General features: G+C 70.1%; 14 protein-coding genes and 4 pseudogenes. 9 read left to right on the forward strand and 9 right to left on the reverse strand.

What is annotated here, in order from left to right; translation table 11 throughout:
- Positions 1-253 precede the first annotated feature (253 nt).
- From IEY95_RS00475 to IEY95_RS50330, 3 genes are all read right to left on the reverse strand, one after another.
- Positions 254-2,638 (reverse strand): phosphoketolase family protein, encoded by a 2,385-nt coding sequence (locus IEY95_RS00475; protein ID WP_189183791.1) that lies wholly within the window; start codon positions 2,636-2,638, stop codon positions 254-256.
- Between the two features lie 242 nt (positions 2,639-2,880).
- Positions 2,881-3,771 (reverse strand): universal stress protein, encoded by an 891-nt coding sequence (locus tag IEY95_RS00480; protein ID WP_189183792.1) that lies wholly within the window; start codon positions 3,769-3,771, stop codon positions 2,881-2,883.
- A gap of 5 nt (positions 3,772-3,776) precedes the next feature.
- Entirely contained in the window at positions 3,777-4,121 is a 345-nt protein-coding gene (locus IEY95_RS50330) for a universal stress protein (protein ID WP_189183793.1), read from the reverse strand.
- Positions 4,122-4,525: 404 nt separating this feature from the next.
- Between IEY95_RS50330 and IEY95_RS00490 the strand changes: the two genes are divergently transcribed.
- From IEY95_RS00490 to IEY95_RS48545, 3 genes and pseudogenes are all read left to right on the forward strand, one after another.
- A complete protein-coding gene (locus tag IEY95_RS00490; RefSeq protein ID WP_189183794.1) occupies positions 4,526-4,990 on the forward strand; it encodes a cyclic nucleotide-binding domain-containing protein in 465 nt (154 codons plus the stop codon).
- A 275-nt stretch (positions 4,991-5,265) separates the two neighbouring features.
- Positions 5,266-5,376: pseudogene (locus IEY95_RS48540) on the forward strand (IS21-like element helper ATPase IstB); the annotation flags it as partial.
- A gap of 403 nt (positions 5,377-5,779) precedes the next feature.
- A complete protein-coding gene (locus tag IEY95_RS48545; protein ID WP_229702492.1) occupies positions 5,780-6,577 on the forward strand; it encodes a hypothetical protein in 798 nt (265 codons plus the stop codon).
- An 898-nt stretch (positions 6,578-7,475) separates the two neighbouring features.
- Here the strand turns inward: IEY95_RS48545 and IEY95_RS00500 are convergent.
- Positions 7,476-8,063 carry an Rv1733c family protein gene (locus tag IEY95_RS00500; RefSeq protein ID WP_189183795.1) on the reverse strand — a complete coding sequence of 196 codons (588 nt, stop codon included), beginning with the start codon at positions 8,061-8,063 and terminating at the stop codon, positions 7,476-7,478.
- A 232-nt stretch (positions 8,064-8,295) separates the two neighbouring features.
- On the opposite strand from IEY95_RS00500, the pseudogene IEY95_RS00505 reads away from it, so the two are divergent.
- Positions 8,296-8,928 (forward strand): annotated as a pseudogene (locus tag IEY95_RS00505) (response regulator); the annotation flags it as partial.
- A 357-nt stretch (positions 8,929-9,285) separates the two neighbouring features.
- Positions 9,286-10,287 (forward strand): Acg family FMN-binding oxidoreductase, encoded by a 1,002-nt coding sequence (locus IEY95_RS00510; RefSeq protein ID WP_189184576.1) that lies wholly within the window; start codon positions 9,286-9,288, stop codon positions 10,285-10,287.
- 259 nt (positions 10,288-10,546) lie between these two features.
- On the opposite strand, the gene gap is transcribed toward IEY95_RS00510, so the two are convergent.
- Both gap and IEY95_RS00520 read right to left on the reverse strand, forming a co-directional pair.
- Positions 10,547-11,575: a type I glyceraldehyde-3-phosphate dehydrogenase gene (gene gap / locus IEY95_RS00515; protein ID WP_189183796.1), complete on the reverse strand. Its 1,029-nt coding sequence runs from the start codon at positions 11,573-11,575 to the stop codon at positions 10,547-10,549.
- A 139-nt stretch (positions 11,576-11,714) separates the two neighbouring features.
- Positions 11,715-12,407, reverse strand: a complete 693-nt coding sequence (locus IEY95_RS00520; RefSeq protein WP_189183797.1) for a response regulator — start codon at positions 12,405-12,407, stop codon at positions 11,715-11,717.
- Positions 12,408-12,697: 290 nt separating this feature from the next.
- On the opposite strand from IEY95_RS00520, the gene IEY95_RS00525 reads away from it, so the two are divergent.
- The 3 genes from IEY95_RS00525 to ppdK all read left to right on the forward strand — a co-directional run bounded on the left by IEY95_RS00525 (position 12,698) and on the right by ppdK (position 16,877).
- On the forward strand, positions 12,698-13,084 hold the full coding sequence (locus tag IEY95_RS00525) for a universal stress protein (protein ID WP_268240415.1): 387 nt from the start codon (positions 12,698-12,700) through the stop codon (positions 13,082-13,084).
- Positions 13,081-14,091 (forward strand): alcohol dehydrogenase AdhP, encoded by a 1,011-nt coding sequence (gene adhP, locus IEY95_RS00530; protein WP_189183799.1) that lies wholly within the window; start codon positions 13,081-13,083, stop codon positions 14,089-14,091. Before IEY95_RS00525 ends, adhP begins: the two co-directional genes overlap by 4 nt.
- Positions 14,092-14,192: 101 nt before the next feature.
- Positions 14,193-16,877 carry a pyruvate, phosphate dikinase gene (gene ppdK, locus IEY95_RS00535; RefSeq protein ID WP_189183800.1) on the forward strand — a complete coding sequence of 895 codons (2,685 nt, stop codon included), beginning with the start codon at positions 14,193-14,195 and terminating at the stop codon, positions 16,875-16,877.
- Between the two features lie 826 nt (positions 16,878-17,703).
- On the opposite strand, the pseudogene IEY95_RS48550 reads toward ppdK, so the two are convergent.
- Positions 17,704-17,877: pseudogene (locus IEY95_RS48550) on the reverse strand (ATP-binding protein); the annotation flags it as partial.
- Positions 17,878-18,198: 321 nt separating this feature from the next.
- On the opposite strand from IEY95_RS48550, the pseudogene IEY95_RS00540 reads away from it, so the two are divergent.
- A pseudogene (locus IEY95_RS00540) lies at positions 18,199-18,767 on the forward strand (NsdA family TPR-like regulatory protein); the annotation flags it as partial.
- 350 nt (positions 18,768-19,117) lie between these two features.
- On the opposite strand, the gene IEY95_RS00545 reads toward IEY95_RS00540, so the two are convergent.
- Together IEY95_RS00545 and IEY95_RS00550 are read right to left on the reverse strand one after the other, a co-directional pair.
- Positions 19,118-20,041: a universal stress protein gene (locus IEY95_RS00545; RefSeq protein ID WP_189183801.1), complete on the reverse strand. Its 924-nt coding sequence runs from the start codon at positions 20,039-20,041 to the stop codon at positions 19,118-19,120.
- Positions 20,042-20,252: 211 nt separating this feature from the next.
- Positions 20,253-20,876, reverse strand: a complete 624-nt coding sequence (locus IEY95_RS00550) for a DoxX family membrane protein (protein WP_189183802.1) — start codon at positions 20,874-20,876, stop codon at positions 20,253-20,255.
- Positions 20,877-20,886 lie beyond the last annotated feature (10 nt).

Below are 20,886 nucleotides of genomic sequence, written 5' to 3' on the forward strand. Positions count from 1 at the left end.
GCGACCAGAGGACGGGGCTTCGTCACCGAAACGTCCACCGACGAGTTGGGAGCACATCTCGGCACGCCGTACCCGCACACGACGGCTTCTGGGATCCATCGGAGTCACCGCCGTCACGATGTGGACTCCGAACTCCGGATCCAACCAGCGGTGGAAGGTCAGGGACGTGACCGACCGGACCGGTTCGTAGTCCTTCGGGCGGCTCGCCTCTGCGCCCCACGGCACCAGGGGGCGCAGAGGAGAGCCGCTGTCTTCAGGCGGTCCAGCTCCAGTCGGCCACCTCGGGCAGGTCGGTGCCGTGTTCGCGGATCCAGGCGTGGTGCCGGGTGCGGACGTCGGCCATCTGCTGGCGTAGGGCGGCGGCACGGACGCCGAGGCCGGGGACCCGGTCGATGACGTCCATGACCAGGCGGTAGCGGTCCAAGTCGTTGCGGACGACCATGTCGAACGGCGTCGTCGTGGTGCCCATCTCCCGGTAGCCGCGGACATGCATGTTGGCGTGGCCGGTGCGGCCGTAGGCGAGCCGGTGAATCAGCCAGGGGTAGCCGTGATAGGCGAAGATGACCGGCTTGTCGGAGGTGAACAGTCCGTCGTACTCGAAGTCGCTCATCCCGTGCGGGTGTACGTCTCGCGGCAGCAGCCGAGTCATGTCCACGACGTTCACGACACGGACGCCGACCTCGGGCAGATGGCGGCGCAGCAGATCGGACGCGGCCAGGACTTCTTGGGTCGGGACGTCTCCCGCGCAGGCGAGGACGACATCCGGTTCTCGGTCTCCGTCGGTGGACCCCGCCCAGTCCCAGATTCCGGCACCGCGGGCGCAGTGCACGCGGGCCTGGTCCATGGAGAGCCAGTCGAAGCAGGGCTGTTTGCCGGCGACCACGACATTCACGTAGTCGCGGCTGCGCAGGACGTGATCTGCCACGGACAGCAGCGTGTTGGCGTCCGGCGGCAGATAGACCCGTACGACCTCCGGGCTCTTGTTGAGTACGTGGTCCACGAAGCCGGGATCCTGGTGGGAGAAGCCGTTGTGGTCCTGGCGCCACACGTGCGAGGTGAGAAGGTAGTTGAGCGAGGCGATCGGGGCGCGCCACGGCAACTCCCGCGATGTCCTGAGCCACTTGATGTGCTGGTTGACCATCGAGTCGACGATGTGCACGAAGGCTTCGTAGCAGGAGAAGAGCCCGTGCCGGCCGGTGAGCAGATAGCCCTCCAGCCAGCCCTGGCAGAGGTGTTCGGAGAGAATTTCCATGACCCGGCCGTGCCGGTCCAGGTGTTCGTCCACCTGAAGGGTCTGCGCCTGCCAGGCCTTGCCGGTGGCACCGAAGACCGCCTCCAGGCGGTTGGAGGCGGTCTCGTCGGGGCCGACGAGCCGGAAGTCGCGGCGATCTGCCGTGTCCCTCATGACCTGTTCGACGAGTTTGCCGAGGACCCGGGTGGGCTCGTGCAGGGTGGCGCCCGGCTTGTCGACGGGGACGGCGAAGCGGTCGAGGGGCGCGATCGGCAGGTCACGGACGCGGAGACCGCCGTTGGCGTGCGGTGTGGCGCCGAGGCGCTTGGAGCCGTCGGGAACGCAGGCGAGGACGTCGGCGGTGGGCCGTCCCTCGGCGTCGAAGAGCTCCTCCGGACGGTACGAGCGCATCCAGGTCTCCAACTGCCGCAAATGATCCGGGTTTTCGCGGACACCGGCCAAGGGCACCTGATGGGCGCGCCACGTGCCTTCCACGGGTACCCCGTCGACCTCGGCGGGCCCGGTCCAGCCCTTCGGCGTACGCAGCACGATCATGGGCCAGCGCACCCGCTCGGACACACCGTTCTCACGTGCTGACCTCTGCGCGAGCGCGATGCGATCGAGGGCCTGGTCGAAGGCGTCGGCCATGGCGCGGTGGATCTCGTGCGGGTCGTCGCCGGTGACGTGGATCGGCTCATGGCCGTATCCCTTGAGCAGCGCGTCGAGTTCGTGCTCGGGGAGACGGGCGAGCACGGTCGGGTTGGCGATCTTGTAGCCGTTGAGGTGCAGGATCGGCAGGACGGCGCCGTCGTGCACCGGGTCGAGGAATTTGTTGGAGTGCCAGGAGGCGGCGAGCGGCCCGGTCTCGGCCTCGCCGTCGCCGATCACACAGGCCACCAGCAGATCCGGGTTGTCGAGGGCCGCCCCGTACGCGTGAGCCAGCGAGTAGCCCAGTTCACCGCCCTCGTGGATCGAACCCGGCGTCTCGGGGGCCACGTGGCTGGGTACTCCGCCGGGGAAGGAGAACTGCCGGAAGAGCCTCTCCATGCCCGTCGCGTCCCGTGTCACGTCCGGGTAGGTCTCGCTGTAGCTGCCCTCCAGCCAGGAGTTGGCGAGGACGGCGGGCCCGCCGTGGCCGGGGCCCCACACGCACAGCGCGTCGAGACCGCGAGATGTGATGACGCGGTTGAGATGGGTGTGGACGAGGTTCAGGCCGGGTGAGGTACCCCAGTGGCCGAGCAACCGCGGTTTGATGTGCGCGGGGGTGAGGGGCTCGGTCAGGAGCGGATTGGCCAGCAGGTAGATCTGGCCCACGGCAAGGTAGTTGGCGGCCCGCCAGTGGGCGTCCAGGGTGCGCAGTTCCTCGTCGGTCAGAACGGTGTTGGCCTGGGTTTCGACCTTGGGCATGGTCACTCCGTAAGTCATAGAGGTACGTCATCGAGAGGTGTCGTCGAGGTACGTCATCGGGCGGAGCGGGCGGCGTGTCCGAGGGCACGGCCAAAGAGGTCTCCGAGCGTTGGGGGACCCCGGGTCGCGCGGACCGCGCCATGAGCCGCCGCGCGGCGGGCCGCGCCGGTGTCGAGCACATGCGCCCGACCGCGCGATCCCGATCGCCGCGTTCCCGATCACGCGGCAGGTCTCCGAGCCGGTCACCGCGTTCGCATCCGCTGCGGTACGACGGCGACCGGACAGGCCGCGTGGTGCAGCACGGCGTGCGCCACCCTGCCGAGCTGGAGCCCGAAGTGGCCTTGGCGACGCTCGGCCCCGACGACGAGCAGGTCGGCGGTGGCCGAGGCGTCGAGCAGCGCCTTGCGGGCGGAGCCCTCGACGGTGCGCCGGTGCAGCTCCACGGACGGGTGGTCCGCGGCGGCCTCGCTCAGCGCGGCGTCCAGGGTGTCCGTGGCCCGCTGCTCGTGGACACCAGCGGGTTCACCGGCCGGCGACGGGTGGCCGGTGGTCTCGTGCGGAGGGTGGCGCCAGGACCGTACAGCCACCAGAGCGACTTTTCGTGTCTCCGCCTCCTGGAAGGCGAAGCGCACGGCCGCGGAGTTCTGCGGCTCCTCGCCGACACCCAGCACGATGCGCTGTCGGGTTCCGGACTTCGCCTGGTTGTCGTGGCTGCCGCGCAGCACGATCACCGGGCAGTGGGCGCGGGCGGCGACGGCGAGACCGACCGACCCGAGCAGCAGTTCGGCGATGGCGCTGCGGCCTCGGGCGCCCAGGACCATCACGGTGGCGCTGCGGCTCTCTCGCAGCAGTGCGGAGACCGGCTCTTCGGGCAGCACATCGGTGGAGACCTTCACCTCCGCGTCACGGCGGTGTGCCCGCCGAGCGGCCGCGTCGACGATGTCCTCGGCCATCACCTGTTCCGAGGGGCGGTCCAGGCCCTGAGCGAGCGAGGTGCCCTCGTAGCGCTCCCAGAGCGAGGCGTACACCAGCCGGAGCGGTAGTCCGCGCAGGCCTGCCTCGTCCGTCGCCCAGTCCACGGCGCGCAGGCTCGGCTCGGAACCGTCGACACCCACGACCAGCGGCAGCTCCATGATCCTCACCTTCCGTCGGGGAACTCGAAGACGGTCCGCGCGTCGATCTGGCCGTGCGGGACGTCCTGGAAGGATGCGTCGGCCGAGGCCGAGGGGCGGGACGGGGAGACCACCCGGCTGCAGCCCGCGGCGGGTGGCCGGAACACCTCGTCGGGGGCCTGCCGGGTACCCACGATGGAGCCGATCACGCGGTGGCACGGGCGCGGAGCCTCGACACGGTCCGGTTCGGGCTCCCGGACGTGGACCAGCGTCAGCCGCAGTCCGCGCATCTCGGCCTCACGGGCCGCCGATTCGGCGGCCGTCCGGCTCTTGGGCGAGCCGTCGAGGCCGGCGGTCACGGTGTGGGGCATGGTCTCCACCTCCTGAATCGGGGGAACCGATTCCAGCGTCGTGTCCAGGGTGTTCGTGCTGGAGGGGCCAGAGGTACTCGGCGGGGGCCGATCGGCCCTATGACTGACCGCCGGGGCGGCAACCTTCACGGCCTCCGCGATCGGCGCAGTCGGCTGTCGACGCATGCGCGGGCGCGCGGCACGACGTACGCCTGCTGCCGCCGACCGGGGCGTGCACTGCAGCTGAAGACGCCGGCCGAGGCGTGCGCCGCAGCCGAAGACGCCGGCCGGAGCGTGCACTGCGGCCGAGGACGGCGCGTGATGCCGGGTGTACCGGGCGTGGGGCCAGGTGGCCCATGGTTCGGGCCGAAGCCCCGGCACAGAATGGAAGCGGCAGGTTCGTCCGTCCGTCCGGGAGGCCGGTCATGAACGCTCCCTCCACCGCCGGCATGCTGCGGGCACTGCCCATCGAGCACCGGCAGCGGCTGATGCATCTCGCCCGCGAGGTGTCGTTCCCCCAGGGAATCCGCCTCTTCCACGAGGGTGGGCGCGCCGACCGGTTCTGGATCATCCGCACCGGCACGATCGCGCTCGACATGCACGTACCCGGCCGCCGGGCGGCCGTCATCGAGACCCTCGGACCCGACGAACTCGTCGGCTGGTCCTGGCTGTTCGCACCGCACTCCTGGCATTTGGGGGCGGAGACGACTACCCCGGTGCGCGCGTACGAGTTCGACGCCATGGCCGTACGGGCGATGTGCCACGACAACCCCGAGCTGGGCCTCGCGGTCGCCGAATGGGTGGGCGGCATCGTCGCCCACCGTCTCCGCTCGGCCCGCACCCGGCTGCTGGACCTGTATGCCCCGTACGGCAGCGGCGGTCATCGATGACCGACCCACGAACCGCCGCGACCAAGGAGTCGCCACACACGGCCCCACATCGTGAGCGATGTCATGAACGCCCATGGTCGCCGCAATCTGCCGCGGGGCGTCCGGCCTGGTCGTCCGCGTCGCAGCTACCAACAGCGGCGCGACCCGCAGAGCTCCGCTTCATCCTTCGCCCGCCTCCGCCTCGCCTGTGTGAAGTACGTGGCTGGGTCGCCGCGGGCGCTCTGGTGCCGAGGGTGTGAGCCCCTCCACGACGCCCTGGACATCGCCGAGATCGCGCCGCGATCGTCGACCGGCTGACCTTCAACGGCGCGATCATCCAGACCGGCACCGAGTCCTACCGCCTGGCCCACACCAAGGCCCTGGCCGAAAAAACCGTCGTCGGCTGACCAGGCAGGCGGAAGACTCCGGGACCCGTCGAGGGCCACGACAGCCCGGGGTCTCCCGCCACCGGTCGCCGTCCGGCTGAGTTACGGCCCCCGGACCAAGGCCGGCGGAGAGCTGGTACCGACGGCACATGCATGGGTCTGTCACAGCCCCAACACGCACAGTCCGCGTCAGGACACGGCCACGTCGGCCGCAATCGGTCGAGGTGTCCGGCCCATCTGGTGAGAGGGGCCGGGGCTGGCTTGTGTCCAGGCCACCGTCAGAGCGTGAGGGTCGCTCGTCGTCGGGTGCGGGCCGAACGGCCCTGGGTGTCGGCCGGCCGGCCGGGGGAGGCTGGGAAGCAGAGACACCGGCGGCCACCGTCCGGCGGCCACCGACGGGGGGCCGGACTCGGAGGTGATGAGCATGATCCCAAGGCGTGTACATGTCGCTGCTGTGGCGGCCCTGGCTCTGGCGGGCACCGTGGCCATCGGTGGCTGCGGCCAGAACGGCAGCCCCTCCTCCGGTGCAGCCGCCATCCACACCCCCGCAGTTTCGGCCAGCCCCACCGCCCCAGGCAGCAGCACACCGAGCACTCCCGGCGACACCTCCACTCCGGCGGGCCCGACCAGCGGGTGGGGCCCAGATGTGTGGAGCGACAACGGCGGCTCCAACATGATGGGCGGCTCCTCCGGCTCGTGGGGGCCCGGCATGATGGGCAACGGCATGATGGGCAACTGGTGGCTGGCGGGCAACGGCAACCGGGTACAGACCCTTGACCAGGCCAGGCAGCGGGCGACAGCGTTCGCCGACCGGCTCAGCCTGCGGGTCGGCGAGATCATGCAGTTCTCCCGCAACTTCTACGCCGAACTGCAGACCACCGACGGCCATCCGGCCACCGAGGTCCTCGTCAACCCCGCTGACGGAGCCGTTCAGATCGAGTACGGGCCGGCGATGATGTGGAACACCGACTACGGCATGCACTACGGCAGCCGAAGCACGGCCCGCATCTCGGCCGCGCAGGCCCAGTACATCGCCCAGCAGTGGCTCCACGACCACGACAGCACACTGACCGCAGGCGATCCGGAGTCCTACCCCGGCTACTACACCCTGCATACCATGAAGTCCGGGAAGATCACCGGCATGCTGTCGGTCAACTCCTCCACCGGACAGGTCTGGTATCACACCTGGCACGGCACCTACATCGCCACCAGCCAGCGGTAACCCACAGCCGGAGCTTCCGTGGGCAGACAGGCCAAGCCGCTTGTCCATGCCGAGGCGGAAGGTGGCGTGGGACGCACCGCCCAACTGCTGGAGCCGCAGTGAGCCATCATCTCCGGCATCACACGGCAAACCTTCGCACCGCGCCCTGGCTCGAGATGGACACGCTCACGTCCATGACCAGCCCGCTGTGCCGACCCTGACGGGCTGACACAGCGGCACAGTGACATCGATTCTCACCGACATTGATCATGCAAATGCGCGCCACGTGGCTCCCGAACTCGCGTCGAAACGACATCCACGAGAAGTGACACAGCCACCACCGGCACGCTCCTGGGCGCCCTCGCGGCCGACGCCCACACCGCCGACTACCCGATCAGCGAATTCGACATCACCGTCGGGAACACGTACGCGAGAGACCTCATCACCTGGTACGACCGTCGGTCGTTGTGGACGGGGAGCACAAGTCGGTGAGCGCGGCCGACGTGGCCAGTTGCCGGGCGCCCCGTGCGCACACCCTCGACGCCCACGACGGGCAGTTGGGGGACGAACTCAGCCCCAACGTCGTGTGTGGCTCGAGCACCCACTCCAGCTTCAGCTTCATCGTCCCGGCGGACGTCCCCGGCGGAGCCGCAGTCGTGCGGATCTGCCTCACCGACGGTTCCACAATCCCCTGCGCTGCGAGCGCTGCAGGCGCTGATCCCCGTCCCGGTCCCGGCGTACCGGGGCGAGCCTCGGCCCACGGGTACCGGTCGCCCGCCGCGCGCACCTCCGGCTCGGGGACCGTCGCCCAGCCGCACGCCGGTCGCCGACGGCTCGGTTGGCGCGTTGGATCAGCGCAGTCGACCCCGGATACGTGGAGCGGGAGAGGACGCGGTGGAAGCCCGACCGCGTCGGGCCCTCACCTGGTCTTGCGCCCCCACTGCGGCCCGACCTGGTCCCATTCCTCGCCCCATCGCTCGGTGGCCCGACGCTCGATGCGCAGACGCGCCGTGAGTCCGCCCACGAGGATCAAGAAGCCGCCGGCCAGGGCGGCCCCCGTTCCGGCCAGCGCCACACGCGCCGCCCCCTCCGTCGGGCTGGTGGGAGCCGTCACCAGCCGACCGTGTCCGTCCGTCCACACGGTCGCTGTGGCGCCTGCCCTGGCGCCGGCCTTCACGGCAGCCTGGGCCGTGCGCACCGTCCCGTCCTTGTCCGTCCAGCGCACCTTTGTCTTCACCTGGTCATATTTCACGCCGGTGGCCACATCACGCACGCCGGTCGGCGCAGTCTCCAGCAGCACGGCGACGACCGAGTGTCGCCCCGCGCGCTCGTGTTGGACCGCGCTCTCCATGGCGTGCGCCCCGACAACGCCGACAGCAGCACCGCCGACCGTCGCTGTCGCCCAGGTGGCCAGGACGACCCACGCCTCCACCGCATCGCTATGCCGCCGCAGCGCATTGTGCCGCCACCGCCACCCTCGGACCTTCGTGCGCTTTACCTTCCGCATCGGTCACACCCCCTCACCGGCACAACAAGCACGAGTTCCGTCACCGCATGAACGGTGTCACCGGGTGATCGTCGCCGGGAGGGGCCGCTGGTCCGCGGCGAGTGGGCAGGACAGGGCAGATGATGGAGAGGAGTGGGGCCGGTCGGCCCTGGTGCACCCGGTCCCGGCGGGCGGTGACCGTCGTGACGGACAGCCCGTAGTCCGTCAGCCACATGGGAACTAAGGGGGCGTCATGACCAAGGCACGCACCTCCACGGAGCAGAACCCGATCCGGGTCTTCCTGCTGGACGATCACGAGGTCGTACGACGCGGACTGTCCGACCTCTTGGAGGCCGAACCGGACATCCCGTGGTCGGCGATGCCGAGAATGCCGAACACGCGCTCGTCCGTGGCCGGGTGCTCCGCCCGGATGTCGCCGTACTCGACGTACGTCTGCCCGGCGGAGACGGGATCGCGGTCTGCCGCGAACTGCGCAGCCAATTGCCGGAGCTGGCCGTGCTGGTGCTGACATCGTTCGACGACGAGGACGCCCTGCTCGACGCGCCGGCGCTGCGGGTTATGTGCGCAAGCAGATCAAGGGCTCCGATCTGACATCGGCTGTGCGCACCGTCGCCTCGGGCTGGTCCATGCTCGATCCCGCGACGACCGCCCGGCTGATGCGCTCCCTTCGCGCGGTCCCGCCGATGCTCCGGCCACCGCCCCCGAACTGGCCGGCCTTTCACCGCGTGAGCGGGACATCCTCGCGCTCATCGGGGACGGCCTTACCAACCGTCAGATCGGCAAGAAGCTCTACCTCTCGGAGAAGACGGTCAAGAACCGCATTTCCCGGCCGCTGGCCAAGCTGGGCGTCCACCGCCGGGTCAGGCGGCGGTTCTCGCCTCCTAGTGCCGCGGCAGGCAACGTTTGCCCGTCAAGGAGCGGCGTCCGGTGCGTGCTCTCGGCGTGCCGGGTGCAAGCCCTCGTACTGGATGTACTTGGGCTTGTGCCCGGTGCGGCGAGAGTGTGTGCCGGGCGTCGCGACGGGGCGAACGTTGCCTGTCGCGGCACTAGCTGGACCAGCCCGATTCCGGTGAGCGTCCCCCGAGGTGACACACAGCTGGGCCATCCGGCGCCGCGAGAGGCCTCACGGCCCCTCCTGCCGCCACTCCCGGACGCCTCACGCTGGGAGCGCCAACCGAAAAGCCCCGCCGCCCGCGCGGCGCGGGGCCGGGAGGAGTTCCCGATGAGTACCCCGACGCTCGACGTCCCGACCCTGGAGACCCTGGTCTCCGCGGCTGTTGCCGCCCCCTCGATCCACAACACTCAGCCCTGGCGCTTCCGGCTCGACCGGGACACCGTTGCCCTGGAGATCCGCGCCGCTACGAGCCGCGGTCTGCGTTACGCCGATCCGGCCGGGCGCGCCCTGCACGTCTCCGTCGGCTGCGCCCTCCTCAATCTGCAGGTGGCGGTCACGCACTTCGGCTGGGAACCGGTGACCCGCCTGCTGCCCCGTCCCGACGAGCCGGACCTCCTTGGCACCGTACGCCTCGGCGGCCCCGCCAGGACTCCCTCGCCCGCGCACCTGTACGCCGCTCTGTGGCGTCGGCACAGCAGCCGTCTCCCCTTCTCTGAGCGGCCGTTGCCCGCCGCCGTACTCACTGAACTCGCCGAGGCCGCCCACACCGAAGGCGCGCGGTTGAGCCGTCCCTCGCCCCGTGAAACCGACCGCCTGCTGCAGATCACCACCGAGGCGGAACACCGCAACACCGCCGACCCCGACAGGGCTGCGGAAAGTCGCCGCTGGGTGCACGAGCCGGACCGCACGGCCTTGGGAATGCCGCCGGAGGCTCTGGGACCACAGGATTTCCGGGAGCGCGTCCCCATGCGGGACTTTCACGCCCACCGGCACCCGGCCGTGCTGGCCGCGCGCCTCTTCGAGAAGCAGCCGTCGATCGTCGTGCTGTCCACGGCTCACGATCGGCGGACCGACTGGCTGCGCGCCGGGCAGGCGCTCGAACGCGTCCTGCTGGTGGCCACCGCCCATGGCATACGGGCGTCGCTGCTGCACCAAGGACTGGAGTGGCCCGATCTGCGCGAGCAGCTCGTACCGCCGACGAGCGACCGGCGCGATCACGCGCAGATGATGATCCGCCTGGGGTACGGCCCGGAGGGGCCCCGTTCGCCCCGTCGCACGGCGCAGCGGACACTGGCCGAGGCTGAAGAAGCGCCTTCGGTCTCCCGCTGAAGCCGGCAAGCGCCTTCAGTCTCCCTCCACGCCAGGCCGAACGCCGATCCTGCCCTGCTACCGCTCCGCCTTCGATGCCCTGACCGACTGACTCGCCTAACCAGGGCACACCCTGTGATGCGGTCATCGCGCTGATCTCCTTCCAGAACTTGGTCCTCTGGAAAGATCAGCCGGGGGACGCTGCGCAACCGCGTGTTGCCGCCGACCGGCCGCGATGCCCAGGTCGGCGGCCACCTGCCGCCTCTCGATTCTCGGTCTGTCAGGTCTGCGGAAGCCGGGCGGCTACGTACTCGGTGAGGTCGAGAAGGCGGTTGGTGTACCCCCACTCGTTGTCGTACCAGCCAAAGACCTTGACCAGTTCGCCGTGCACCTGGGTGAGCGGGGCGTCCAGGACGCACGAGGCAGGGTCGCCGACGATGTCTCGGGAGACGATCGGGGCATCGGACACACGCAGGATCCCCTTGAGCGGTCCGTCGGCGGCTTGGCGGAACGCGGCGTTGAGCTCGTCCGCGGTCGCGGGCCGGTTCAGCACCACGGTCAGGTCCGTCAACGAGCCGTCCACGACCGGCACACGGACGGCGATGCCGTCCAGAGTGCCCGCAAGCTCCGGCAGGACAAGACCGACCGCGCGGGCTGCGCCGGTACTGGTCGGGATGATGTTCACGGCGGCCGACCGGCCGCGGCGCGGGTCCTTGTGCGGGCCGTCCAGGACCACTTGGTCGTTGGTATAGCCGTGGATGGTGGTCATCAGGCCCTTGTCGATGCCGAACTGCTCGTCCAGCACCTTCACCATGGGTGCCACGCAGTTGGTGGTGCAGGAGGCGTTGGAGACCACGTGGTCCCGCTCCGGGGCGTACGTGTCCTCGTTGACACCCATGACCAGGGTGGCGTCGACTCCCTTGCCCGGTACGGACAGCAGTACCTTGCGCGCGCCGGTCTTCAGGTGCAGTCCGGCGTCCTCGCGGGTGCGGAAGCGGCCGGTCGACTCGATGACCACGTCCACGTCGAGCTTGCCCCAGGCCAGGGCTCCGGGGTCTCCTTCCGCGGATACCGTGATGCGATGCCCGTCGACGGTGAGTGAGGTGTCGTCGTGCTCGACGGTGCGGCGTAGTCGGCCGTAGGTCGAGTCGTACTCCAACAGGTGGGCCAGCGCCGCCGGGGAGGTGAGGTCGTTGACCGCCACCACCTCGACCTGCGTGCCGTTCCCACTCTCTGCGCGCTCCAGGACGCAGCGCAGATAGTTGCGCCCGATGCGGCCGAAGCCGTTGATTCCCACCCGCACGCTCATGTCCGTTGTCCTCCCGATCGGTCCGCGTCTGGTGTGCGCTGCCAGCCTGCTCGCAGGGATCGGATCGGGCTTGGGCCGTACGGGGGCCGGGTGAGGGACGTTCGGGCCAGTGGACCGCGGCCCCGTACAACAAGGCGTCTCAGTGCCTGTCCTGCTTCAGCCGTTCCTGTGCCTGGGTGGCGATGACCGCGGCTTGGATGCGCCGGTCCACGCCGAGTTTGGCCAGCAGGCGGGAGATGTGGTTCTTGACGGTCTTCTCGGCGAGGTAGAGCCGCTGGCCGATCTGACGGTTGGTCAGGCCTTCGCCGATCAGGGCGAGGATCTCCCGCTCGCGTCCGGTCAGGTCCGGCAGGGCGTCCGGTTCGGGTTCCTTGGTCTGCTCGCCGCGCAGACGGGCCATCAGCTTGCTGGTGGCGCTGGAGTCGAGCAGGGACTGGCCGGCCGCCACCGTGCGCACCGCCGACACCAGGTCCGAGCCCTGGATCTGCTTCAGTACGTAGCCGGACGCGCCGGCCATGATCGAGTCGAGCAGCGCCTCCTCGTCGTCGAAGGAGGTGAGCATCAGGCAGGCAAGGTCGGGCATGCGCGAGCGCAGTTCCCGGCAGACGGTCACGCCGTCGCCGTCGGGCAGGCGGACGTCGAGCACGGCCACGTCCGGGCGCAGGGCGGGGACGCGGACCAGAGCCTGTTCGACGGTGGCGGCCTCGCCGACCACGGTGATGTCCGGCTGGTCGTCCAGCAGGTCGTGCACCCCTCGCCGTACGACCTCATGGTCGTCCAGCAGAAAGACCCGGATCGGGGCCTTGGGGGCGGTCTGCTCGCTGTCCGTCATCAACGGCTCCTGTCCTGCGTCGTCCCTGTCCTGGTCCGGAATCCACCTGCTGGGTGGGACCGGCCCTCTCCTGTCGCAGATCTTGCGCGATCCCGGGGCGAACTCCCAGGGCCGGTCGGCCCGTTTTCCTCTGGTGTTCCGCCGTTCCATGGGATGTCCGCTTCCGGCGCCTACCCAGATCCGGCCGCTACCACCGTCGGTCCGGACAGCTCCGCCGAGATTCTGGCCGCAGCCGACCGCGCCGCCCGTGAGACACAGCGCCGCACGCCGCCTCCGCATCTGGTGCACGCCTGGATCCGGCAGCCACACGATGGGCCCGCCGCGCGGGGACCTGGACACCACAGATGCTGGTGGTGGGCTCCAACGGCCACGGCGCCGTCGCCGGTCTCCTGCTCGACTCCGTCGGGCAACAGGTGCTCGTCCGGGTCCGGCGCCCGGTGGTGATGGTGCCGTCGAACGCTCGATCGGCCGCCGAGCACGACGGTGGTCCGATTGTCCACGCCGTGCTGCTTCACGCAGCTGCCCCGGCCGCAATCCCGCACGACTGCGGGCCGTTTTCGTCGGGCTTGAGGGCCAAGCGGCCCCACCGCCGAGGCCGTCCAGTACCTGCCGCCGCGCCAGGGTCCGTTCGACGCTGGACGCGCACCGAACAGCCAGACCTGAGGAGCGTCAGATGAAGGCAGCAGTCGTCCGGTCATTCGGCCGGCCGCTCGTGATCGAAGAGCGCCCCGACCCGGAGCCAGGCCCTGGCCAGGTCCGTATCCGTGTCGAGGCGTCCGGGCTGTGCCACACCGATATCCACGCCGCGATGGGCGACTGGCCGGTCAAGCCCACCCCACCTTTCGTCCCGGGCCATGAGGGTGTCGGCATCGTGGAGGCGCTCGGCGAGGGGGTGACCCACCTCGCTGTCGGTCAACGCGTGGCCGTTCCCTGGCTGGGATGGGCCTGTGGGCGCTGCGAGTACTGTCTGTCCGGCAGGGAGACGTTGTGCGAGCAGCAGCGGAACACCGGCTACAGCGTGGACGGCGGGTATGCCGAGAAGATGCTCGCGCCCGCCGACTTCGCCGCGCCGGTCCCCGACGGCATCGACCCGTGCGACGCGGCCCCGCTGACCTGCGCCGGTGTGACCACGTACAAGGCCCTCAAGATCGCGGGGGTCCGTCCGACCCAGCTGGTCGCGATCTCCGGCGTCGGCGGCCTCGGCCACCTCGCCGTGCAGTACTCAAAGATCGCCGGGGCGACCGTCGCCGCGATCGACGTCACCGACGACAAGCTCGAACTCGCCCGGGAACTGGGCGCCGACATCCTCATCGACGCCCGTAAGGAGGACCCGGCCGAGGTCCTGAAGCAGCACGGCGGGGCGCACGCCGCCCTTGCGCTGGCGGTCAACGAGCAGGCCTTCGTCTCCGTGTACGGCGGTCTGCGGCGCGGCGGCAAGCTGGTCATGGTCGCCCTGCCCGCCGGCGGCACCATTCAGGTGCCGATCTTCGACACCGTCCTGAACGGCACCTCCGTCATCGGCTCGATCGTCGGCACCCGGCAGGACCTGGACGAAGTGTTCCGACTGCACGCCGCCGGGCGCACCCAGGTGATCTACGAGACCCGCCCTCTGGACACCGTCAACGACTCCATCGCCGAGGTCCTCGACGGACGGGTCAAGGCACGCATCGTATTCGAGATGTGAGCCCCTGCTGCCTGACGCCGCACGTCGTGCGCCACCCTGCCACGACGCGCGGCGGAGGACCGGTCCCAATTCTTTCGGAAGCCGGAAGGAACAGCACCGTCATGGTCCAGTACGTGTACGAGTTCAGCGAGGGCGACCGCAACATGGCCGGCCTGCTCGGCGGCAAGGGCGCCAACCTGGCCGAGATGACCCGAATGGGTCTGCCGGTGCCGCCCGGCTTCACGGTCACCACCGAGGCCTGCCGGGCCTTCCTCACCACCGGGGCCGAGCCGACGGGACTGGCCCTCGAGGTCTCCGACCATCTGACGACTCTGGAACAGGCCGCCGGACGGCGGCTGGGGCAGCGGGACGAACCGCTGCTGCTCTCCGTCCGTTCCGGGGCCCGCTTCTCCATGCCCGGCATGATGGAAACGATCCTGGACATCGGCCTGAACGACGACTCGGTGCTCGGCCTGGCGAAGTCGTCCGGGAACGAGCGCTTCGCTTGGGACTCCTACCGCCGTCTCGTGCAGATGTTCGGCAGCACGGTCATGGGCGTCGACAGCGCGCGGTTCGAGAACGCCATGGCCCGCCTCAAGGAGGCGCGCGGCGCGGCCGACGACCTGCAGCTGGACGCGACCGACCTCTCGCGGCTCGTCGAGGCCTACAAGGAGCTGATCCGCCAGGAGACCGGCGAGGACTTCCCGCAGGCTCCGGCAGAGCAGTTGCGGCGGGCGATCCTCGCCGTCTTCGAATCCTGGAACGGCGAGCGCGCCCGGCTCTACCGGCGTCGCGAGCACATACCCGACGACCTGGGCACCGCGGTCAATCTGCAGCGCATGGTCTTCGGCAACCTGGGATCCGACTCCGGCAGCGGAGTCGCTTTCACCCGTGACCCGGCCACCGGCCGCCGCGGCCTGTACGGCGACTATCTGCCCAACGCGCAGGGCGAAGACGTCGTCGCGGGCATCCGCAACACCGTTGCACTGACCGACCTGGAGCACCTGGATCCCCGGTCGTACGCCCAACTGTGCGGCCACCTGCGGACGTTGGAGAACCACTACCGGGATCTGTGCGACATCGAGTTCACCATCGAGCGCGGCACGCTGTGGATGCTGCAGACCCGGGTCGGCAAGCGTACCGCCGAGGCCGCGTTCGCGATCGCCGCCGAGCTGGTGGACGAGGATCTGATCACCCCCGACGAGGGCCTGGCCCGCGTCAGCGGGGACGGGCTCGCCCGACTGATGTTCCCCCGCTTCGACACCTCAGCGGTCGGCGACGCGCTCGCGCACGGCATCCCGGCCTCGCCGGGCGCCGCCGTAGGCGCGGTGGTGTTCGACTCCGCCGAGGCGGTCCGCCGGGCCTCCACCGGGGAGAAGGTCGTCCTCGTACGGCAGGAGACGACCCCCGACGACCTGCCCGGCATGGTCGCCGCCCAGGCCGTCCTGACCAGTCGCGGCGGCAAGACCAGCCACGCGGCCGTGGTCGCCCGCGGCATGGGCAAGGTGTGCGTGTGCGGTGCCGAGGAGATCACCGTGGACACGCAGAAGCGCCGCTTCAGGGTGGGCGACACCATCGTCGAAGAGGGCACGGTCATCTCCGTCGACGGCTCCGAGGGCACCGTCTACTCAGGCGCAGCTCCGCTGGTCGACTCCGCAGTGATGCGGTACTTCGAAACCGGCGAGCGCTCGGCCGGGCTGGTCGACGCCGTGGTGGGCGCCATGCAACAGGCTGATGGTGTACGGCGGTTGGGGGTGCGGGCGAATGCGGACAACCCCGAAGACGCCGCCCGAGCCCGCCGGTTCGGCGCCGAGGGCATCGGGCTGTGCCGCACCGAGCACATGTTCCTCGGCGACCGGCGGCAGCTGGTCGAGGCGATGATCTTGGCCCGCGCCGACGCCGAACGTGAGCGGGCGCTCGACGCGCTCCTCCCGCTGCAACGGCGGGACTTCGTCGGCATCCTGGCGGCAATGGACGGTCTGCCGGTCACCGTCCGTCTCCTGGATCCGCCACTGCACGAGTTCCTGCCCGACCGCACGGAACTCGCCGTGCGTATCGCCGCCGCTGAGGCGCACGGCAAGGCGCCCAGCACGCACGACGCCGAGCTGCTCGACGCCGTGAACCGCATGCACGAGGAGAACCCGATGCTGGGCCTGCGCGGCGTACGTCTGGGGCTGGTGGCTCCGGGCCTGATCGCCATGCAGGTGCGGGCGATCGCCGAGGCGGTCGTGGAACGCAAGCGGGCCGGCGGCGATCCGCGGGCGGAGATCATGGTTCCGCTGATCGACACGGTCGAGGAACTGCGACTCGTGCGGGAGGAGATCGAGCGAGTACTGGCCGAGGTCAGCAAGGTCACCGGCGTCCTTGTCGATTGCCCGGTCGGCACGATGATCGAGCTGCCCAGGGCGGCCCTCACCGCCGGCCGGATCGCCCAGGAAGCGCAATTCTTCTCCTTCGGCACGAACGATCTCACCCAGACCACATGGGGCTTCTCCCGCGACGACGTCGAGGCAGCGTTCTTCTCCGCGTATCTCGACAAGGGCATCTTCAAGGTGTCCCCCTTCGAGACGATCGACCGCGAAGGCGTGGGACGCCTGGTCGAGATCGCGGTCGCCGAGGGCCGCGCCGCTCGGCCCGGACTGAAGATCGGAGTCTGCGGCGAGCATGGCGGCGACCCGGACTCGGTGCACTTCTTCCACAGCGCGGGACTCGACTACGTCTCCTGCTCGCCGTTCCGCGTCCCCGTCGCCCGCCTGGAGGCCGGGCGGGCCGCACTCCCCGAGACGGAGGCCGGCGACAGCAGGTGACCGGAGGCCCGACCTCTCCTGCTGCGCTGAGACACCTCACGGCGACCGTCGGCCAGCAATCCAGCTCGGTGTACATGCCGACCGTGTAGTGACCGGCGAAGTTGCAGACCAACTCATAACGGCCGGGCTGCAGCGTCACCGTGGTCCAGGCCATCACGCCGGTCGCGATGCCGTTCCCCTCCCCCGCACCGCAACTGCGCGAAGCCTCACCCAGGCTCCCCGACTCATTGACCCGCCCACCAGAACCATAGAAGCGCGCGCGGGCCTGCGCGGATGTATCGCATCGTCCAGCGCAATGCGCACTTACTGGCGGGCCTCCGAAGTCACCCGCGCCGGCGGCCGCTTCGCACAGCACATAGCACCCACGGCACAGCGATCCTGGCCGAGGTGAACGAATCCGACACCCAGGCCCTGGTGGTACTGCTGGTGTGCGCCGCGTCCGGTGCACGAGCGCGGAGGCTCCGCCGACGCGCAACACGGGTAACGGCGGCCCCGATCCCCGTCGGCGCGCGCCCGCCTCGTTCGCCCGTCGTCCCCTGTCACCTGTTTCTCTTCATGTTTTGGGGCGAGCGCGGGGGCGTGCAGAGGGGGATGTCGGGCTTCCGACCACGGCCAGACGGGCGTGGTGACCTGTGGATATGCCGCCCACGGCGTGGCAGCACGCTGTCAGTTGTCGGAGGGGATATCGGCGGGGATGTCGGCCTGGTCGTCAGGGGTGTTGTCGCATCGTGACCGTGGTCGGGCCATCATGGTCGGCGGTCGGGTCGGGGTCGGATGCTGGTGTGGCCGGTACACGCGGCGCCGGACAGGACGGCGCCGCCCCGTTGCCCCATGGGCGTCTGCCGGAGCCTTGCAGGTCGTAGCCCCAGCGGTCGGCGACGGCATCGATGAGGAGCAGTCCGCGGCCCGACTCGTCGTCCTCATCGGTCTGGCTGAGCGCCGGCAGGCGCGACGGTTCTTCGTCCGCGACCCCGACACGTACCCGTGTCGCGCTCGGCCGAGATCTGGGGCGTGAGAGTTACCGTGCGTGAATGGACACCACGCGCAACACTGTTCTTGAGGCGTGGATGGCCGAACGCGGCTACAGCTCCAACAGCCTTGCCGACGCTGTGAACACGGCTTTAGAGAGGCTGACCGGGCGGCCAGGCGGCCTCGACGGCTCATCGGTCCGGGCCTGGAAAGCAGGCCGGGTCACGTGGCCAAAGTCTGCTACCAGCAAGGCACTTGAGGACGTCACCGGACTACCCGCCATCGCTTTAGGGTTCGTGCCACGGGGCCGCCTTCGTCCACCCCAGCCCCACCGCAGCAGGAGGACCCCGACATGAAGCGCCGTACCCTCGTCGGCGGCATTGCGGCGGCTGCCGCCGCAGCAGCAGCCGCGCCCGGCACCGCGTCACCGCGCCGCATCGGCATGAGTGACGTCAACCGCCTCAACAAGCGCTTCGCCGAGATCATCGCCAGCGACCACCGCCACGGCGGACAACTCGGCATCGAGCAGCGGGCCGCCGCCCTCGCCGACGAGGCGCTGAACCTCCAGAACGCGGGCAGCGCCACCCAGCGCGTACGCAGCAACCTCTACGCCTCCGCAGCAGCCTTCCGCTCCTCGGCGATGTGGGCCGCCATCGACGGCCGACGCTACGACGTCGCCAAGGCGCACAGGCGTGAGGCCCAGGCCCTCGCCGAGATGTCCGGCGACCAGGCGATCAAGTTCCGCATCTGGAGTCACGCGGGAACCATGTGCCAGCACATGGGCCGCCCCGCCGACGCGCTCGCCGCCAACGCCGTCGCCCGCAACCTGCACCTCACCCGCCGAGACCCCTGTTCGCCTCCCTTGGCCTGGCCCGGCAGGCGGCCATCCACGGCGCGGCGCAGGACCGCACCGGAACCCGCCCTTCCACGACATGGGAGATGCCCACCTCCCTCGCGGCCGCGGCGCAGCAGACCGGCAAGCCGGCCCGCGCCGGGGTGATCGCAGGCAGTGACTGGTGGGCCAGCGTCGGCACTTGTCTCGGCCTCAAGCGGGCTTGTCCTCAAGGCGATCTGGTTCGAGCCGTGGCTCGGCGTCGGCGTGCTGCTGGACGTGGGTGACATCATCGCGGTGGCATCCACCTGGCCCGACGCCGTCTGCTTAACCACCGCTCACAGCCCAGGTCATGCGGTGCCGCCGCCGCTCCACACGACAACACGCGGGCCCCGGGAAGTTCATTCCCGGGGCCGCACGAACCGTGCAGAGCGTGCGCTCAGTCGTGTGGGACCACCGCGACCGGCGCGGAGGCATGGTGCAGCACTGCTTGGGTCACCGCACCGACATGGCTGCCGAATGGCGTGTGACGCTTCCTGCGTCCGACGACGACCAGGGCCGCGTCACGGGAGGCGTCCACCAGATGGGAGCCCGCTCCGCCGATCACAGCCTGCTCGTTCACCTCGACGCCCGGGAACTTCCCGCGCCACGGCCGCAGCGCGTCGGTCAGCCTGCGCCGCACCTGCGCCGCCAGTTCGGCGTTGAGCTCAGGGTCGAGAGCACCGCCGTAGCCGTAGTAGTAGGGCGGCAGGGTCCAACCGTGGACGACGCGCAGGTTCGCCGCACGACGCGCAGCAGCGTCGAACGCGTACTCGATCACGGTGTCGTCGGGGTTCTCCAGGTCCAGCCCAAGCACGACGTCGCGGTACGGGGTAGCGGCGGACGCGATGCCGCCGGTGTCCGGCAGATGCTCGTTGTCGGCGCGCTCACCTGCGCGAACGAGGACGACCGGCCGCTCGGCGCGGGCCACGACGCCCAGTGCGACGGAGCCGACCAGGAAACCGGCGACTCCGCTCAGTCCACGAGACCCGAGTACCAGCACCTCGGCTTCCTCAGCAGCGGCCAGAAGAGCGGGGACCGGCTGCTCCGCCACCTCGCTGGCGCTGATCCGCAGGTCGGCATAGCGGCGCGAGAGCACGGCCTCGGCCTCGTCCCGCACGCGCTTGGCCCAGCTGCGCTCGGTATCGATCGCTTCCGGTGGCAAGGAGACCCCGCCCAGCGGGGTGTACGTGTAGGGCTGCCATTTCCAGGCGTGTACGAGGCGCAGGGGCAGGCCGCGAAGCAGCGCCTCGCGGGCGGCCCAGTCTGCCGCGGCAAGGCTCTCGGGCGTGCCGTCCAAGCCGGTGGTGACGTTGCGGGGCATGTAAGTACCTCTCTCAGGCGCGGATGCATTCGAGTCTCGCGGCCGGAGCCGTGCGACTGGAGAGGCCGCTGGTCCCCGGTTGGGGCCGACCGGCCCATGCGGTGGCACACGGCCCGAGCCGGCACCATCCGTGGCCCATGGCCCGCAGCCACGCAAACGGGGCGCCACCGCGTCATCGCGGTGGCGCCCCGATCCGGGCCGACTGGCTGTGTCAGAGCAGCCAGGGGTTGCGGCTGACGAACGGGATCCGCGCCCACACCTTGCCCAAACCCCAGGTGGCGCCCGCGCCCGCCGCCGCGAGGGCGATCAGGACCACCGCGTAGATGAGGTGATAGTCGACGAACGGGTTCGTCGACATGCTGAGCGAGCCGTCGGACAGATGCTTGGCCGGCGGCCACTCCGCGATCCACATCAGCGCCATCATCGCGGTGCCCGCCACCGCGGCGAACCGCAGCGCGACACCGGACACGAGCGCCAGGCCGATACCGAGCAGGCCGAGCATGAACAGCCAGTCGGCCCAGCCCGCACCCGCCCAGTCGTGGAACGTGGACTCCATCGGACCCGCGGCGACACCGCTGAGGAAGCCCTTGGTCGGCGAGCCTCCGTCGATCCAGCCCTTGCCAGATCCGGTCGCGTAGCCAAAACCGAATGTCTTGTCCAGGAAGGCCCACAGGAAGACGAACCCGGTCAACAGACGCAGGCCCGCGAAGACATACGAGCGGGTCGCCGTGACCGCCGCAGCCGCCGTCGCACCGGAAACGGACGCGGTGCCTGTCCTGCGAAATGACGGGAGGCGGAACCCCGTGTGCCGGTGGGGGTGCTCGTGGACTGCCATGATGCTCATC

Origin of the sequence: Streptomyces albiflavescens, from assembly GCF_014645835.1 — a bacterium.
Taxonomy (GTDB): domain Bacteria; phylum Actinomycetota; class Actinomycetes; order Streptomycetales; family Streptomycetaceae; genus Streptomyces; species Streptomyces albiflavescens.